14 protein-coding genes and 1 tRNA gene are annotated in these 16,149 nt (G+C 68.4%); 8 read left to right on the top strand and 7 right to left on the bottom strand.

What is annotated here, in order from left to right; genetic code table 11:
* Window positions 1-57: 57 nt before the first annotated feature.
* A tRNA-Ala gene (locus QTH86_RS24385) sits at window positions 58-133 on the bottom strand.
* A gap of 97 nt (window positions 134-230) precedes the next feature.
* Here QTH86_RS24385 and QTH86_RS24380 point away from each other — a divergent pair.
* Window positions 231-1,097: an alpha/beta hydrolase gene (locus QTH86_RS24380; protein WP_286648756.1), complete on the top strand. Its 867-nt coding sequence runs from the start codon at window positions 231-233 to the stop codon at window positions 1,095-1,097.
* 18 nt (window positions 1,098-1,115) lie between these two features.
* Here the strand turns inward: QTH86_RS24380 and QTH86_RS24375 are convergent, their stop codons facing one another.
* Together QTH86_RS24375 and QTH86_RS24370 are read right to left on the bottom strand one after the other, a co-directional pair.
* A complete protein-coding gene (locus QTH86_RS24375; RefSeq protein WP_286648755.1) occupies window positions 1,116-2,093 on the bottom strand; it encodes a GMP reductase in 978 nt (325 codons plus the stop codon).
* Window positions 2,094-2,454: 361 nt separating this feature from the next.
* The gene (locus tag QTH86_RS24370) at window positions 2,455-3,111 is read right to left on the bottom strand and encodes an OmpW/AlkL family protein (protein WP_286648754.1); all 657 of its coding nucleotides are present in this window, start codon (window positions 3,109-3,111) and stop codon (window positions 2,455-2,457) included.
* A gap of 233 nt (window positions 3,112-3,344) precedes the next feature.
* Between QTH86_RS24370 and azu the strand changes: the two genes are divergently transcribed.
* Together azu and QTH86_RS24360 are read left to right on the top strand one after the other, a co-directional pair.
* Window positions 3,345-3,797: an azurin gene (gene azu / locus QTH86_RS24365; protein WP_286648753.1), complete on the top strand. Its 453-nt coding sequence runs from the start codon at window positions 3,345-3,347 to the stop codon at window positions 3,795-3,797.
* Window positions 3,798-3,841: 44 nt separating this feature from the next.
* Window positions 3,842-6,271, top strand: coding sequence for a UvrD-helicase domain-containing protein (locus QTH86_RS24360; RefSeq protein ID WP_286648752.1), 2,430 nt, complete (start codon window positions 3,842-3,844; stop codon window positions 6,269-6,271).
* 15 nt (window positions 6,272-6,286) lie between these two features.
* Here QTH86_RS24360 and QTH86_RS24355 read toward each other — a convergent pair whose 3' ends face one another.
* From QTH86_RS24355 to QTH86_RS24345, 3 genes are read right to left on the bottom strand one after another with little or no spacing between them, the layout of a single operon-like run.
* Window positions 6,287-7,078 carry a BPSS1780 family membrane protein gene (locus QTH86_RS24355; protein ID WP_286648751.1) on the bottom strand — a complete coding sequence of 264 codons (792 nt, stop codon included), beginning with the start codon at window positions 7,076-7,078 and terminating at the stop codon, window positions 6,287-6,289.
* A gap of 10 nt (window positions 7,079-7,088) precedes the next feature.
* The gene (locus tag QTH86_RS24350; RefSeq protein ID WP_286648750.1) at window positions 7,089-8,138 is read right to left on the bottom strand and encodes a homoserine kinase; all 1,050 of its coding nucleotides are present in this window, start codon (window positions 8,136-8,138) and stop codon (window positions 7,089-7,091) included.
* Window positions 8,139-8,145: 7 nt separating this feature from the next.
* A complete protein-coding gene (locus tag QTH86_RS24345) occupies window positions 8,146-8,514 on the bottom strand; it encodes a hypothetical protein (RefSeq protein ID WP_286648749.1) in 369 nt (122 codons plus the stop codon).
* Window positions 8,515-8,632: 118 nt separating this feature from the next.
* Between QTH86_RS24345 and polA the strand changes: the two genes are divergently transcribed.
* Window positions 8,633-11,449 carry a DNA polymerase I gene (polA, locus tag QTH86_RS24340; RefSeq protein ID WP_286648748.1) on the top strand — a complete coding sequence of 939 codons (2,817 nt, stop codon included), beginning with the start codon at window positions 8,633-8,635 and terminating at the stop codon, window positions 11,447-11,449.
* A gap of 15 nt (window positions 11,450-11,464) precedes the next feature.
* Here polA and QTH86_RS24335 read toward each other — a convergent pair whose 3' ends face one another.
* Window positions 11,465-13,024 (bottom strand): MFS transporter, encoded by a 1,560-nt coding sequence (locus QTH86_RS24335; RefSeq protein WP_286648747.1) that lies wholly within the window; start codon window positions 13,022-13,024, stop codon window positions 11,465-11,467.
* Between the two features lie 62 nt (window positions 13,025-13,086).
* Here QTH86_RS24335 and QTH86_RS24330 point away from each other — a divergent pair, with 62 nt between their 5' ends.
* The 4 genes from QTH86_RS24330 (at window position 13,087) to QTH86_RS24315 (ending at window position 16,141) form a co-directional block, all read left to right on the top strand.
* A complete protein-coding gene (locus QTH86_RS24330) occupies window positions 13,087-14,061 on the top strand; it encodes a LysR family transcriptional regulator (RefSeq protein WP_286648746.1) in 975 nt (324 codons plus the stop codon).
* Window positions 14,062-14,069: 8 nt separating this feature from the next.
* Complete coding sequence (locus QTH86_RS24325; protein ID WP_286648745.1) at window positions 14,070-14,972, top strand: LysR family transcriptional regulator; 903 nt, start codon at window positions 14,070-14,072, stop codon at window positions 14,970-14,972.
* Between the two features lie 173 nt (window positions 14,973-15,145).
* Entirely contained in the window at window positions 15,146-15,775 is a 630-nt protein-coding gene (locus QTH86_RS24320; protein WP_286648744.1) for a class I SAM-dependent methyltransferase, read from the top strand.
* A gap of 9 nt (window positions 15,776-15,784) precedes the next feature.
* Window positions 15,785-16,141 (top strand): hypothetical protein, encoded by a 357-nt coding sequence (locus tag QTH86_RS24315; RefSeq protein ID WP_286648743.1) that lies wholly within the window; start codon window positions 15,785-15,787, stop codon window positions 16,139-16,141.
* Window positions 16,142-16,149 lie beyond the last annotated feature (8 nt).

Below are 16,149 nucleotides of genomic sequence, written 5' to 3'. Positions count from 1 at the left end.
GGGCGGCGCGCCACGAAAAAAGCCTCGGCGCGGACGCCGAGGCTTTTGGGATCGAGTTGGTGGAGAGGATGAGGATCGAACTCACGACCTCCGCATTGCGAACGCGGCGCTCTCCCAGCTGAGCTACCCCCCCAACGCAGGGCGAATTCTAACCAGATCCCTCGAGGGCTGCGAGGCGCTGAACGTTGAAGGGCGCGGCGCTATCCTCGACGCTGAAGGAGTTCGAATTCATGACGACCTATGACCCCGCTTGGCTCGAGCGCATGTACAACAATCGCGCTCGCGTGCCTGAAAGCGGCGAGCACCTTGCGCGCTGGACGCGCGAGTCGGGGCAGGCCCGCGCCGCCATGCCCGGCGTGCTCGACGTCCGCTATGGCGATGCACCCGGCGAGACGCTCGACATCTTCCCCGGTGCCTCGTCCGACGCGCCGGTGCTCTTCTTCATCCATGGCGGCTGGTGGCGCTCGCTCGACAAGAGCGACCATTCCTTCGTGGCGCCGCCCTTCGTCCAACGCGGCGCCTGCGTGGTGCTGCCCAACTACGCGCTGTGCCCCGGCACCGAGGCCGCGCCAGTGACGATCCCGGCGATCGCGCTGCAGATGGTGCAGGCCCTGGCCTGGACGTGGCGCCATGTCGCCGCCTATGGCGGTGATCCTTCGCGCATCACCGTGGCCGGTCACTCGGCGGGGGGGCATCTGGCGGCGATGCTGCTGGCCTGCGACTGGCAGGCGGTGGCGCCGGATCTGCCCGCCGGGCTGGTGCGCAATGCGCTGTCGATCTCGGGCCTGCACGACCTGCGGGAGATTCGGCATGTGCCTTTCCTGGCCGATTCGCTGCGGCTGACCGAGGAGGATGCGCGACGTGCGAGCCCGGCGCTGTGGCCGGCACCGAAACGCGGCACGCTCTACACCGTGGCCGGTGCCGACGAGAGCGAAGCCTTCCATGCCCAGAACGCCGTGATCCGCAAGGCATGGGGCACGAAGACCGTGCCGGTCTGCGAACTGCTGCCGGGCCTCAACCACTTCAGCATCGTCGAGGCGCTGGCCGACCCGGCCCATGCGCTGCACCACCACGCCGTCGACCTGCTGGACGCCTGACGCGGCGGTGAGCAGGCGCTACATCAGCAGGTGTTCGCCTTCGTTGGCGCCGCCGAGCGTGACGTAGTTGACCTTGCGGATGTCCATCAGCGCCTTGCCGCCGGCATAGCTGATGGAGCTCTGCACGTCCTGCTCCATCTCGATCAGCGTGTCGGCCAGCTTGCCTTTGATCGGCTCGAGGATGCGCTTGCCTTCGACATGCTTGTACTCGCCCTTGTTGAAGTCGCTGGCCGAGCCGTAGTACTCCTTGAAGAGCACGCCGTCGACCTCGACCGTCTTGCCGGGCGACTCTTCATGGCCCGCGAACAGCGAACCGATCATCACCATCGACGCGCCGAAGCGGATGCTCTTGGCGATGTCGCCATGGTCGCGGATGCCGCCGTCGGCAATGATGGGCTTGGTCGCCACCCGCGCACACCACTTGAGCGCGCTCAGCTGCCAGCCACCCGTGCCGAACCCGGTCTTGAGCTTGGTGATGCAGACCTTGCCCGGGCCGATGCCGACTTTGGTCGCGTCGGCGCCCCAGTTCTCCAGGTCGATGACGGCCTCGGGCGTACCCACATTGCCCGCGATCACGAAGCTCTTAGGCAGCTTGTCCTTGAGGTAGGCGATCATGTTCTTCACCGTGTCGGCATGGCCGTGCGCGATGTCGATCGTGATGTATTCCGGCACGAGGCCGGCCGCGGCCAACTGGTCGACCGTATCGTAGTCCGCCTGCTTCACCCCCAGCGAGATCGAGGCGAAGGTGCCCTTGGCGTGCATGTGCTTCACGAACTTGACGTTGTCGAGGTCGAAGCGGTGCATCACATAGAAATAGCCGTGCTGCGCCAGCCAGAGGCTGATGCGCTCGTCGACCACCGTCTTCATGTTGGCCGGCACGACCGGGATGCGGAAGCTGCGGCCGCCGAGTGTGACGCTCGCGTCGCATTCCGAACGGCTTTCCACGCGGCATTTGCGCGGCAGCAGCAGGATGTTGTCGTAGTCGAAGATCTGCATGAGAAACCAAGCTCCTGTGAAGGTGCACCGCGGAACGATTTCCGGCGGCGTGGGCGCTTGGTCCCGGCCCGGTCGATTCGCGCCCTGCAGACGCAAAAAAACCGGGCGACAAGAAACTTGGGCCCGGTGACCGATTCTAGGCAGGTGCCGGTTCGCGTGCGACGTGACTTTCGTATAGACCTTATTCGCAGCGATGATCTCCGCTCTCGGTTCTCCCCTACGTGGGCGCGAAACCACATTGACGAACCGGTGCGGCGGAGGCCAGGGATACCGCGGAAGTGGCTTTGCCAGGCCGCTGGTATCGCCCCCTCGAGGGGGCGGCGGCGACACGCAGTGCGCCGCTTCGGGGGGGGGCCAATTTCTAGAAGCGGTAGCCGATGCCCACGCCGATCAGCAGCGGGTCGACCTTGACCGTCGACAGCTTGTTGCCGTTCAGGCTCACGTCGGTGCGGATCTGCACCTTCTTCACGTCGAAGTTCAGGAACACGTTCTTGGCGACCTTGATGTCGAAACCGGCGCCCACGGCCAAGCCGAAGCTGTTGTGGTCCAGGTCCAGCCGGCCGACGGTCGGCACGTTGAGGTTGGTCGAGCTGATGCGCGTGTAGTTGAAGCCGGCACCGACATAGGGGCGGAACGTGCCCTCGGGCAGGAAGTGGTACTGCAGCGTCAGCGTCGGCGGCAGGTGCTTGAAGGTGCCGATGTCCACTGGGCCGCCGAGCGCGCTTTGCTCGATGGTCACGCGCTGCTTCTGCGGCACGGTCAGCACCAGCTCCGCCGCGATGTTCGGTGTGAAGAAGTAGGTGATGTCGACTTCGGGAATCGTCTTCTTGTTGATCGTGATCGCATCCTCCGGCACGGCCAGTGCGCCGATGGCGTCCGACTTGTTGGCAGGGTCGAGGCGCACGGCACGGGCACGCACCAGCCAGTTGCCCTGGGCTTCCTGCGCCAGCGCAGGAACGGCGCACAGCGTGCCGAGCAGGGTAGCGGCAACGAGGGCGCGGGCGAGGTTCTTCTTCATGGTCTAGGACTCCAGTTGTGGCCGACACACGGGGTCGGCAGCCGGGAGTCAGTGTCGGCAGGCGCGCGTTCCGCGTCCTTGATGTAGGGCAAGAGTTCCGCGGCATCGGCACGGGGCGACGGCGCGTTGCAGCCGGCTTGATGCAGGTCAGTGTTTGCCGGTGGCTGCGCTCGACAATGCGTGCACCGCGGCGCACTCCGGTGCCGCGGCCGTCATTCCTGGAGTCCCTTCCCATGCTTCGCCATCGTCTCGCCGCCATCGCCGTTCTGGCACTTGCCTCGTCTTCCGTCTTCGCCGCCGACTGCACCGTCGAAATCGAAGGCAACGACGCCATGCAGTTCAACAAGGCCACCCTCGAGGTGAGCAAGACGTGCAAGGACTTCACCGTCAAGCTCAAGCACGCCGGCAAGCTGCCGAAGCAGGCCATGGGCCACAACTGGGTGCTGGCGAAGACGGCCGACGTGCAGGCCGTCGCAACCGACGGCATCGCGGCCGGCCTGCCGCAGAACTATGTGAAGGCTGGCGACGCGCGCGTCGTGGCCCACACCAAAATCGTCGGCGGTGGCGAAAGCGACAGTGTGACCTTTGCGGTGGCCAAGCTCGGCGCGGCCGAGAGCTACACCTACTTCTGTTCCTTCCCCGGCCACTCGGCGATCATGAAGGGCACGCTGAAGCTGGTGAAATAAGCAGCGAGGGCGCCGCGCGCACCCCGGGTTCCTACAATGCCGGGATGTCCCTTTTCGGCTCGCACGACGCCTCCGCCGGCGCCCCCTCTTTCCCAGCGGCCGCTTCGCCCCTGCTCGCCAACCTCAACCCCGAGCAGCTCGCGGCGGTCACGCTGCCTGCCGGCAACGCGCTGATCCTCGCCGGGGCCGGCTCCGGCAAGACGCGGGTGCTCACCACCCGCATCGCCTGGCTGATGCAGACCGGCCAGGTGTCGCCTGGCGGCATCCTCGCCGTGACCTTCACTAACAAGGCGGCGAAGGAGATGATGACGCGGCTGACCGCGATGCTGCCGGTCAATGTGCGCGGCATGTGGATCGGCACCTTCCACGGCCTGTGCAACCGCTTCCTGCGCGCGCACTGGAAATTGGCCAACCTGCCGTCGACCTTCCAGATCCTCGACACGCAGGACCAGCTCTCGGCCATCAAGCGGCTGATGAAGCAGTTCAACGTCGACGACGAGCGTTTTCCGGCCAAGCAGACGCAGTGGTTCATTGCCGGCGCCAAGGAAGACGGGCTGCGTCCGCGCGATGTCGAGGTGCGCAGCGAAGACGACCGCAAGAAGGTCGAGATCTACCAGCTCTACGAAGAGCAGTGCCAGCGCGAAGGCGTGGTCGACTTCGGCGAACTGATGCTGCGCAGCTACGAGCTGCTGCGCGACAACGACCCGGTCCGCGAGCACTACCAGCGGCGCTTCCGCCACATCCTGATCGACGAGTTCCAGGACACCAACCGCCTGCAGTACGCCTGGATCAAGATGCTGTCGGGCCAGACGGTCGACGGCCGCTTCGTGCCGGGCGACAGCAGCGTCATCGCGGTGGGCGACGACGACCAGAGCATCTACGCCTTCCGCGGTGCACGCGTGGGCAACATGGCCGACTTCGTGCGCGAGTTCGACGTGCAGCACCAGATCAAGCTCGAGCAGAACTACCGCAGCTTCAGCAACATCCTCGACTCGGCCAATGCGCTGATCGGCCACAACACCAAGCGCCTGGGCAAGAACCTGCGCACGGAACAGGGCCCCGGCGAACCGGTGCGTGTGTACGAGGCCACCAGCGACTTCGCCGAGGCGCAATGGATGGTCGAGGAGATGCGCCAGCTTGCACGCGACGGCATCGAGCGCAAGGAGATGGCCGTGCTCTACCGCAGCAATGCGCAGAGCCGGGTGATCGAGACGGCGTTGTTCAACGCCGCCGTGCCGTACCGCGTGTACGGCGGCCTGCGCTTCTTCGAGCGCGCCGAGATCAAGCATGCGCTGGCCTACCTGCGTCTGCTCGAGAACAAGGACGACGACACCAGCTTCCTGCGCATCGTCAACTTCCCGCCTCGCGGCATCGGCGCGCGCAGCATCGAGCTGCTGCAGGACGCGGCCCGTGCCGCCGGCCATTCATTGCACGACGCCGTGAGCGCCGTCGGCGGCAAGGCCGGCGCCAACCTGTCGGCCTTCGTCGCCAAGATCGACGTGCTGCGCGAGCAGACGGTCGGCATCTCGCTGCGCGAGATCATCGAGCTGGTGCTGGATCACAGCGGGCTCGTCGAGCACTACAAGGCCGACCGCGAAGGCGCCGACCGCATCGAGAACCTGGAAGAACTGGTGAACGCGGCCGAGAGCTTCGTCACGCAGGAAGGCTTCGGCCGCGATGCGGTGGCGCTGCCGGTGGACGAGCTGCGGCAGTCGCCGGCGAGCCAGGGCCTGGACCCGAACCGACCGGTGCTGGACGAGGCGATCGAGCCGCTCGCGCCCGACGCCGAAACCGGCGAGACGCTGAGCCCGCTCGCCGCCTTCCTGACCCACGCCGCGCTCGAGTCCGGCGACAACCAGGCCCAGGCCGGGCAGGACGCCGTGCAGCTGATGACAGTGCATGCGGCCAAGGGCCTGGAGTTCGACTGCGTGTTCATCACCGGCATGGAAGAGGGCCTGTTCCCGCACGAGAACTCGATGAGCGACTTCGACGGGCTCGAGGAAGAACGCCGCCTGATGTACGTCGCCATCACGCGCGCCCGCCAGCGCCTGTACATGAGCCATTCGCAGACGCGCATGCTGCACGGCCAGACCCGCTACAACCTCAAGAGCCGCTTCTACGACGAGCTGCCCGAAGGCGCGCTCAAGTGGCTGACGCCGAAGAACCAGGGCTTCGCGCCCTCGGCCTTCGGTTATGGCGGCGGCTATGCGACCTCGCGCGGTGCCGGTGGCGGCAGCAGCTATGGCGGTGGTGGCTTCGGCAAGGAGTCGTTCGCAAGCCCGCCCGTGCCGCCGCAGAAGGCCGCGCCTTCACACGGCCTGCGCTCGGGCATGCAGGTGTTCCACAACAAGTTCGGCGAAGGCACCGTGGTGGCGCTGGAAGGCACCGGCGACGATGCGCGTGCACAGATCAACTTCCCGCGCCACGGCGTGAAGTGGCTGGCGCTGTCGGTTGCCAAACTCACGCCGGTTTGACGACGGCGCCGGACGTCAGTCCAGGAACGAATCCCGGAAGGTGAACCAGGTGCTGGTGAAGAACATCGCCGCCATCACCATCGCGCCCCCGAGCATCAACGCCCCGGCCGCGGCGCCTGCACCTTCGCCGGCGACCGCGGCGAACAGCGTGGCGATCAGGCTCAACACGATGCCCGAGCCGATGAACACACCGACCCAGACCAGCCCGAAGACGAAGAGGGCGCCGAAGTTCTTGAAGCAGGCGACGAAGCTGAAGAACAGGCTCTTGGCCGGCGGCACGCCGTGCCAGTGCACCAGCGCCGGGGCATGCCAGAAGGCGAGCGACAGCGGCAGGTACAGCAGCATGGCGATCCAAAGCGCCGCCTGGAAGTCGCCGGCTTCGGCCATCTCGCGGCTCACCGTGCCGCCCATCAGGTAGACCTTGGCGAACTGTCCGCCATCGGCCAGCGCGGAGATGCCCATCACGAGCATGAAGAGCACGGCGTAGAGCACGCCGAGCACCAGCATCGGCCGGAAGCCGGTGCGCGCGGCCTGCAGTGCCGCCAGGAACACGGCGGCGGCCGGGGGCTTCGCGCCGGCGCCGGCCCGCGCGGCCTCGGCGGTGGCAGCCATCAGGCCGAGCGTCATGGTCGGCAGCAGCATCAGCGCGATCGCGGTGCCCATCAGCGGCACCTGCGAGGCGATCGATACCAGCGCCATGAAAAAGAAGAAGAGCGAGACGAAGGCGAGGGGCCGCTTGGCGAAGGTCTGCAGGCCGGTGCGAACCCACAGCACACCGGTGCGTGCCGGGACGATATTCAGTTTCATCGGGATCCGTTCAGGCCGCCAGTGGGGCGGTGGCGCTCGGTGAGGGCGCCGCGAGCGGCTGGCGCGCGCGTTCGCGCAGCACCCGCTCGAAATGGGTGGGGTCGTGCGCCTTCAGCATGCTCGCCTCGCGCGGCAGGTGGAAGTCCCACAGGCGCGAGATCCAGAAGCGCAGGGCGGCGGCGCGCAGCATGGCGGGCAGCAGCGCGCGCTCGGCGCCGGTCAGCGGGCGTACCCCCATGTAGGCGGCCAGCAGGGCGTCGGCGCGCAGCGGGTCGTGGGCACCGGTGGGCAGGTCGACCGCCCAGTCGTTCAGGCAGACCGCCAGGTCGAACAGCCAGGTGTCGGTACCGGCGAAGTAGAAGTCGAAGACGCCGCTCAGCCGGGGCTGTTCGCCATCGGCGGTGGTGTCGAACATCGCGTTGTCGCGGAACAGGTCGGCGTGCACCGGGCCACGCGGCAAGGCCGCGTAGGCGGAAGACTGGGCGACGTGGTTCTGGTAGGCCAGTTCGCCGCGCAGCAGGGCCGCCTGCGATTCGTCGAGGTGCGGCAGGACGACCGGGGCGGTGGCGTTCCACCACGCCAGACCGCGCAGGTTGGGCTGCACGCGGTCGAAGTCGCGGCCCGCCAGGTGCATGCGTGCGAGCCACCGACCCAGTTCGGCGCAGTGCGTCGCGCCGGGCGCCAGCTCGCTGCGGCCCGACAGCCGCTGCACCACGGCGGCCGGCTTGCCGGCCACGAGGTGCACCAGCTCGCAAGGCGCATCGGCGGGCCGTTCCAGCCCCACGACCTTGGGCGGCGTCACCGCAGGGTCGGCGATCGGCGCCGGCACTGGAATGCCGCGTGCCGCCAGGTGCTTCATCAGGCACAGGTAATACGGCAGCTGCTCGCGGCCCAGGCGCTCGAACAGCGTCAGGACGTAGGCGCCCTGGTCGGTCGTCGCAAAGTAGTTGGTGTTCTCGATGCCGCCCTGGATGCCTTCGAATTCGCGCAGTGCGCCCAGGCCCAGGCGCTGCACGAGCGCGTCCGCTTCGTCGAACCCGACGTCGGTGTAGACCGCCACGCCCGGCTCAGAACTTCATCACGTTCCAGACGCGCTGGCCGTTGCCACCGCTGCCTGTTTCCGACTGGCCCTGCCGTTCCCGGCCGCCGTCATTGGGCAGCACCTGGTAGGACGGCACGTTGGCCTTGGGCTGCACCGTGATGCTCTGGGTCTGGCCGCCATAGCGCACCTCGTCGACCGCGGCACCGCCGTCCTCGACGTGGATGTTCTCGATCTTCTGGTTGCGTCGCGCCTCGGCCCGGGCTTCGGCCTTTGCCTCGGCAGGCGGAACGGGCGCGGGCTGCGCGGCGGTCTGGGCCTGGACGGCGACGACGGGCACGGCGCAGACGAGAGCCAGTAGCGCGTGGCGGAAGAAGGAGAGCGGGTTGGAGGCCATGACGCAATTGTAGGTGCCGGCCTGCATTCCCGCTGTCGGCGCGGGGCGTGACAGGGTGTACTGCAGGCACGTACGCCGCGGTGTCCGTGCCGCCGCGCCGGGCGGGCAAAATGGCCCGATGACCGACAAGAAAACGCTGCTGCTCGTGGATGGTTCGAGCTACCTTTACCGCGCCTTCCACGCCATGCCCGACCTGCGGGCCGTGCCCGGCGACCCGAGCAGCCCCGCCACCGGCGCCATCCGCGGGATGATCAACATGATGCAGTCGCTGCGCCGCGAGGTGCGCGCCGACTATGCCGCCTGCGTGTTCGACGCGCCCGGCAAGACCTTCCGCGACGACTGGTACCCCGCCTACAAGGCCAACCGCTCGCCGATGCCCGACGACCTGCGCAGCCAGATCCCACCGATCCACGAGGTGGTGCGGCTGCTCGGCTGGCCGGTGCTGCACGTGCCGCTGGTGGAGGCCGACGACGTGATCGGCACGCTGGCCAAGACCGCCGCGCTGCAGGGCATCGAAGTCATCGTGTCCAGCGGCGACAAGGACATGAGCCAGCTGGTCGACGAGCACATCACCATCATCGACACGATGAACGGCAAGAAGCGCGACGTGGCCGGCGTCACGGCCGAGTTCGGCGTGCCGCCGTCGCTGATGGTCGACTACCAGACGCTGGTGGGCGACACGGTCGACAACGTGCCGGGCGTCGAGAAGGTCGGGCCGAAGACGGCGGCCAAGTGGCTGCTGCAGTACGGCTCGCTCGACGAACTGGTCGCGCACGCCGACGAGATCAAGGGCCAGGCCGGCGAGAACCTGCGCAAGGCGCTCGACTGGCTGCCGCAGGGGCGCCGGCTGGTGACCATCCGTACCGACTGCGACCTGGCCGAGCACATCGCGGGTCTGCCCGCGCTCGACGGCATCGCCATCGGCCCGCAGCAGGTCGATGCGCTCAAGAGCTTCTACGAGACCTATGGCTTCAAGAGCCTGGTCAAGACGCTCGAGTCCCACGCGGTGCCGCCGGAACTCATCGAAGAGAACAACCGCAAGAAGAAAAGCGCGGCGAGTGATGCCGGCCCCGGCCTGTTCGATGAACCTGCTGTCGACAGTCTGGGCGACGAGGCCGCCGAGAAGGCCAGCAACCTGGCCTACGACACGGTGATGACCTGGGCGCAGTTCGACGCCTGGCTCGCCAAGATCGAGGCCGCCGACCTGGTGGCGATCGACACCGAAACCACTTCGCTCGACGAGATGCGCGCCGAGATCGTGGGCCTGAGCTTCAGCGTGACGCCGGGCGAGGCGGCCTACATCCCGGTCGCGCACAACTACCCCGATGCGCCCGAGCAGCTGCCGCGCGACGAGGTGCTCGCGCGCCTCAAGCCCTGGCTGGAGAACGGTGCGAAGAAGAAACTCGGCCAGCACGTCAAGTACGACCGGCACGTGCTCGCCAACCACGGCATCGAGGTGCAGGGCTACGCCCACGACACCATGCTGCAGAGCTACGTGCTCGAAGTGCACCGGCCGCACGGCCTGGCCAGCCTGGCCGAGCGCCACCTGGGCCGCAGCGGCATCGACTACGAAGACCTCTGCGGCAAGGGCGCCAAGCAGATCTCGTTCAGCCAGGTCGCGATCGACAAGGCGGCGGAGTATTCCTGCGAGGACAGCGACCAGACGCTCGACGTGCACCGCGTGCTGTGGCCCCAGCTGGAGGCCGACGGGAAGCTGCGCTTCGTCTACGAACTGGAGATGGCCAGCAGCGAGGCGCTCTACCGCATCGAGCGCAACGGTGTGCTGATCGACGCGCCCACGCTGGCCGCGCAGAGCCACGCACTCGGCACCCGCATCATGCAGCTGGAGCAGGAGGCCTACGAACTCGCCGGCCAGCCCTTCAACCTGGGCAGCCCCAAGCAGATCGGCGAGATCCTCTTCACCAAGCTGGGCCTGCCCGTCGTCAAGAAGACGCCCAGCGGCGCGCCCAGCACCGACGAAGAGGTGCTGGAGAAGCTGGCCGACGACTTCCCGCTGCCGGCCAAGCTGCTGGAACACCGCAGCCTGTCGAAGCTCAAGGGCACCTACACCGACAAGCTGGGCCAGCTGGCCAACCCGCGGACCGGGCGCGTGCACACGCATTACGCGCAGGCGGTGGCCGTCACCGGCCGGCTCAGCAGCAACGACCCGAACCTGCAGAACATCCCGATCCGCACCGCCGAAGGCCGGCGGGTGCGCGAGGCCTTCGTGGCGCCGCCGGGCAGCGTGATCGCCAGCGCCGACTACTCGCAGATCGAGCTGCGCATCATGGCGCACATCAGCGGCGACGAATCGCTGCTGCGGGCCTTCACCGAAGGGCTCGACGTGCACCGCGCGACGGCGGCCGAGGTGTTCGGCGTCGAGGTGGACCAGGTGTCGAGCGAGCAGCGCCGCTACGCCAAGGTCATCAACTTCGGCCTGATCTACGGCATGAGCAGCTTCGGCCTGGCCAAGAACCTGGGCATCGAGACCAAGGCCGCTGCGTCGTACATCGACCGCTACTTCGCGCGCTACCCGGGCGTGAAGGCCTACATGGACGAGACCCGCGCCAGCGCCAAGGAAAAGGGCTACGTCGAGACCGTGTTCGGCCGGCGCCTGTACCTGCCCGAGATCAACTCGCCCAACGGCCCGCGCCGCGGCGGCGCCGAGCGCGCGGCCATCAACGCGCCGATGCAGGGCACGGCGGCCGACCTGATCAAGCTGAGCATGGTCAAGGTGCAGGACGTGCTCGACGTGGAGCAGCGCGCCACCAAGATGATCATGCAGGTGCACGACGAACTGGTGTTCGAGGTGCCCGAGACCGAGGTCGAATGGGTGCGCAGCGAGATCCCGAAGCTGATGGCCGGTGTGGCCGAGCTCAAGGTGCCGCTGCTGGCCGAGCTCGGTGTCGGGCCCAACTGGGACCAGGCGCACTGAGTCTTTGCCGGGCCTTCACTCGGCGCAGGCCGGCGGCGGAAGCGCAACCGCAGCGGGCGCACGCCGGCTGCGCCTGAAAAAGGCGTGGCTCGCCAGCGCCAGCAGCCCGACGCCGATGCCGGCGTAGCGCATCGTGTCGCCGAAGCCCTGGCGCAGGGCCGCCTGTCCCAGGCCGGCCGCTCCCGCCAGGATGTTCAGCCGGCCTGCCGCGACGTCCTGCGCCAGGAGCGCCAACCGTGCAGGCTCGATGCGCAGCCCGGATTCGCCCAGGTGGCGCGCGATGCCGCTCACCAGCACGAAGCCCATCAGCGCGATGTTGACGGCCAGCGTGATCAGCCGTGCGCTGAAGTCGATGCCCGAAGCCATGCCGGCACGCGCGGCCGTCACCGAGCCGGTGGTGGTGTTGGTGACGGGCGAGTTCGTCAGCCCTAGGCCGACCCCGGCAGCCAGGCAGGCGACGATCACCGCCGTACCACTGCCGCGTGCGTTGCCCCAGGCCATGAGCAGGAAGGCTGCCGCCATCAGGCCAAGGCCTGCCGGGATGACGCGCTCCACGCCGTGGCGCAGGGCCAGCCGTTCGGCCAGCGGCGGCACCAGCAGGGCGGGCAGCGTGTAGGCCAGCAGGGCCCAGCCGGCACGCATCACGTCGTACGCCAGCGCCGCCTGGAAGTAGATGGGCAGATAGATCATGAACGGCCAGAAGCTGAAGTTCATGCCGATGGAGCCCATCAACGCGCCGTTGAAGCGGTGGATGCGAAAGACCGAGAAATCGAACAAGGGGTGCGCACTGCGCCGCTCGGCCACGATGAAGAGCACGAAGCTCAGCACCGCGCCCGCCAGCCAGGCCAGGCCGAGCGGGTGGGCGAAGCCCTGCACCGTGCCCAGGGTGATGAAGTAGACCAGTGCGAACACCGCGAGGGTGAGCGCGAGCATGCCGATTGCGTCGAGCCGGTGCGCGTCGGGGTCTCGCGACTCCTGCACGCTGGCGCGGACCAGGCCCAGCGTGAGCAGGGCGAGGGGCGCGTGCACCAGGAAGACCCAGCGCCAGTCGGCCAGGGCCACGATGGCCGCGCCCACCAGCGGGCCGAAGCCGAGTCCGATGCCGGCGACCACGCCCCACAGGGCGAAGGCCCGCGAGCGCGCGGCGGGTTCGCGGAACTGCTGGGAGAGGATGGCGAACTGGCAGATCATCATGGCGCCGGCACCCACTCCCTGCGCGAAGCGCGCTGCGATCAGCATCGGCGCACTGGACGCCCAGCCGCAGGCCAGCGACGCCACGCCGAAGAGCCACAAGCTCGCCACCAGCACGCGGCGCCGGCCATACCGGTCGGCCAGTGTGCCGGCGGCCATCAGCACCGAGGTGCAGGCCAGGGTGTAGGCGTTCATGATCCATTGGGCATCCTGGAAGTCGGCGTGCAGACGCTGCTCCAGCGCGGGCAGGATCACCGGCACGCTGGAGATTTCGAGCCCGAACATGAGCGCGACGAGGCAGAGGGCGACCAGGGCGCCGGTATCCCGGCGGGTGGTGGCGGGCGCGGCGGCGGCCACGCGTGGTTGGGGGGGAGGCAAGGTCATGCGCCCATCTTGGTGGGAAAATGATTCCTTATTGAAGACATCCGTTCGATGGATTCGGGAAAATGAAGGCGCAATCCAAGGTGGTCACCGACCGTTTCGATGGCATCCAGACCTTTCTCCAGGTGGTGGAAAGCGGCAGCCTCACGCTCGCCGCCGAGCGGCTGAACCTCACGCGCTCGGCGGTCGGAAAGGCGCTCGCGCGGCTCGAGGCGCGGCTGGGCGTGCGCCTGCTCCAGCGCACCACCCGCAGCCAGAGCCTGACCGAGGAAGGGCAGGCCTACTACGAACACTGCCTGCGCGCGCGCTCGGAACTGGAGACGGCGGAATCCGGGCTCGAAAGCGGCCGGCGCGAGCCCCGCGGCCGATTGCGCGCCAGCGTGCCACTGGCCTTCGGCCACCACCATGCAGCGCCGGCGCTGCTGGGCCTGATCGACCGCTACCCGCAACTGCAGGTGGACGTCTCCATCAGTGACCGCACGGTGGACCTGCTGCAGGACGGCTACGACCTCGCCGTGCGCATCGGCGAACTGCCCGACAGCGATCGGCTGGTGGCCCGCCGCCTGGGCGAGCAGACCATCGTGCTGGCGGCGGCGCCGGCCTATCTGGCACGTTTCGGCCGGCCTGCCGATGTGGCCGCGCTCGCGCAGCACCGGGGCATCGACTACTGCGGCCCTGGCCGCTCGCAAGGGTGGGCGCTGCGCGATCCGCAAGGGCATCTGCAGACGGTGCAACTGCCATGGCGTGCGCGGCTGGACGACCTGCAGGCCGTGGCCGACGCGGCCATCGCCGGTGCGGGCGTGGCCTGGCTGCCGAACTGGCTGCTGGCGCGCTATGTGCAGTCCGGGCAGCTGGAGCGTGTACTGGCCGACCACCGCGCAGCACCCATGCCCATCCATGTGCTGTGGCCACGGTCGCATCACATGCCTGCGAAGACGCGCTGCGCGGTCGATGCGCTGATCGCAGCCATGCCGGCATGCATGGAAGAATGCCGGGGCTGCCCGTCGCCTGCCACACCCGGCCAGACCGAGGGGAGCTGAACCCATCCATGCGCCTGCGCCACATCGAAGTCTTCAACGCCATCATGCTCACCGGCAGCGTGAGCGCGGCGGCACGGCTCATCAACATCACGCAGCCGGCCGTGAGCCGCACGCTCCAGCATGCGGAGCTGCAGCTGGGTTTCTCGCTCTTCGCGCGCACCAAGGGCCGGCTCACGCCGACCACCGAGGCACTCACGCTGTACCCGCACATCGAGCGGCTGTTCGCGCAGCTCGACGAGGTGCAGCGGCTCGCGACCAACCTGCGCTCGTCGGGTGCGGCCGGCGAGCTGCGCATCCTCACGGTGCTGGCGCTCAGCTACGAGGTGCTGCCGCGCGCGCTCAAGGCCTTCCGCGAGAAGCACCCCGGCGTGGCCGTCATCGTCGAGTCGCTGCACTCGCCGCAGATCATGTCGGCCTTGCTGTCGCAGCAGGCCGACGTGGGCTTCGCCTTCAGCCCGGCCGTGCACCCGTCGCTGCTGCAGGAATCGCTGGCCGACAGCCGCATGGTGTGCATCGCGCCCAAGGGCATGCTGCCGCGCGCGCTGGTGCGCAACGGGTCGGTGGCGCTGCACGACCTGGTCGATCTGCCGGTGGTCGGCCTCGACGGGCGCGACCCGGTGGGCACCAGCCTGAGCCAGGCCTGCCGCCAGGCGGGCGTGGGCTTCCACCGCGCCGTGGTCACCGTGCAGACCTACCACGCGGCGCTCGCCATGGCGCACCACGGGCTCGGCGTGGCGCTGGTCGACGGCTGCACCGCCGGCTCGGCCGACCGCAGCAAGGTCGACGTGCTGGCGCTGGAGCCGCACATCCCCGTGCCGGTGCGCGCCTTGCGGCTGGCGGGGCGGCCCGATTCGGTGGCGGTGCGCGCGATCACGCAGGCGATGCGCGAGGCGATCGAGCAGATCAGATGATGCCGGCGGCCGGAGGGCCCGCACAGCGCTGGTGATGTGTCACCACGGAGGCATTCCACTTCCCGCTCAGGGTTTTCGCAGGGGTTGGTGCGATGCGCGGAATGCGCCATAGTGAACGTTCGACTGCGCCGCGCAGCGGCCCTGCAATTTTGGTCCTTCTTCCAGGAGCACCCATGCCAGAGAACCTTGTCGACGACTACGGATGGAAAACCCCTGTCGGGCCGCACTCGTGCGATTACCTCGTGCCGGAAGTGATCGAGTGCCTCAAATCCATGGGCGCGCAGCGCGTGCTCGACGTGGGCTCCGGCAACGGCAGCCTGTGTGCGGCGCTGAAGGCCGAGGGCTTCTCGGTCGTGGGTGTCGAATACGACATCCATGGCGTCCAGATCGCGCGGGCGCATCATCCCCAGATCCACTTCCACCACTTCGGCGTGCAGGACGACCCCGCGAAGCTGGTGGAGGCCGAAGGGCAGTTCGACGCCGTGGTGTCGACCGAGGTGATCGAGCATCTGTTCTCGCCCCAGCTGCTGCCGCAGTATGCGTTGCCGCTGCTCAAGCCCGGCGGGTCGCTGGTCATCACCACGCCCTACCACGGCTACCTCAAGAACCTCGCGCTGGCGGTGGCCAACAAGTGGGACCACCACCATGACCCGCTCTGGCACGGCGGCCACATCAAGTTCTTCAGCCGCGCGACCTTGACGCGGCTGCTCGAGGACAACGGCTTCGAGCCACACGGCTTCCGCGGCGTCGGCCGGGCCCCTTATCTCTGGAAGAGCATGCTGCTGGTCGCCAGGCCGTCATAATCGCGCCCCATGTCCACCCTGCGCCACCTCGCCGTCCTGCACCGCTGCGTGCTGGCGTGGTTCCTGTTGTCGCTGGGCGTGGCCGTGGCCGCGCCGGTGGTGCATCCGCAGGCGATGGAACTCGTGTGCTCCGCGGCCGGCGCGATCAAGGTGATCGTGCAGACCGATGACGGCGCGCAGGAGCTGGCCCCCAGCCACATGGACTGCCCGCTGTGCGTGCTGACCGGCGCGCCGCCGCCCACCGTCGGCTTCACGCTGCCGACCCCGTTGCCGCTCGCACGGGCGGTGCAGTCGATCCCCGCGGCGCGCATCGCCGCCGCGACCGCCGCGCCGCTGCCGGCGCGCGGGCCGCCTTCTCTCCTCTGACCCTGCAT

The organism is Variovorax sp. J2L1-78, from assembly GCF_030317205.1.
Lineage (GTDB): Bacteria > Pseudomonadota > Gammaproteobacteria > Burkholderiales > Burkholderiaceae_C > Variovorax > Variovorax arabinosiphilus.
This window is presented reverse-complemented; position numbering and strand designations above follow the sequence as displayed.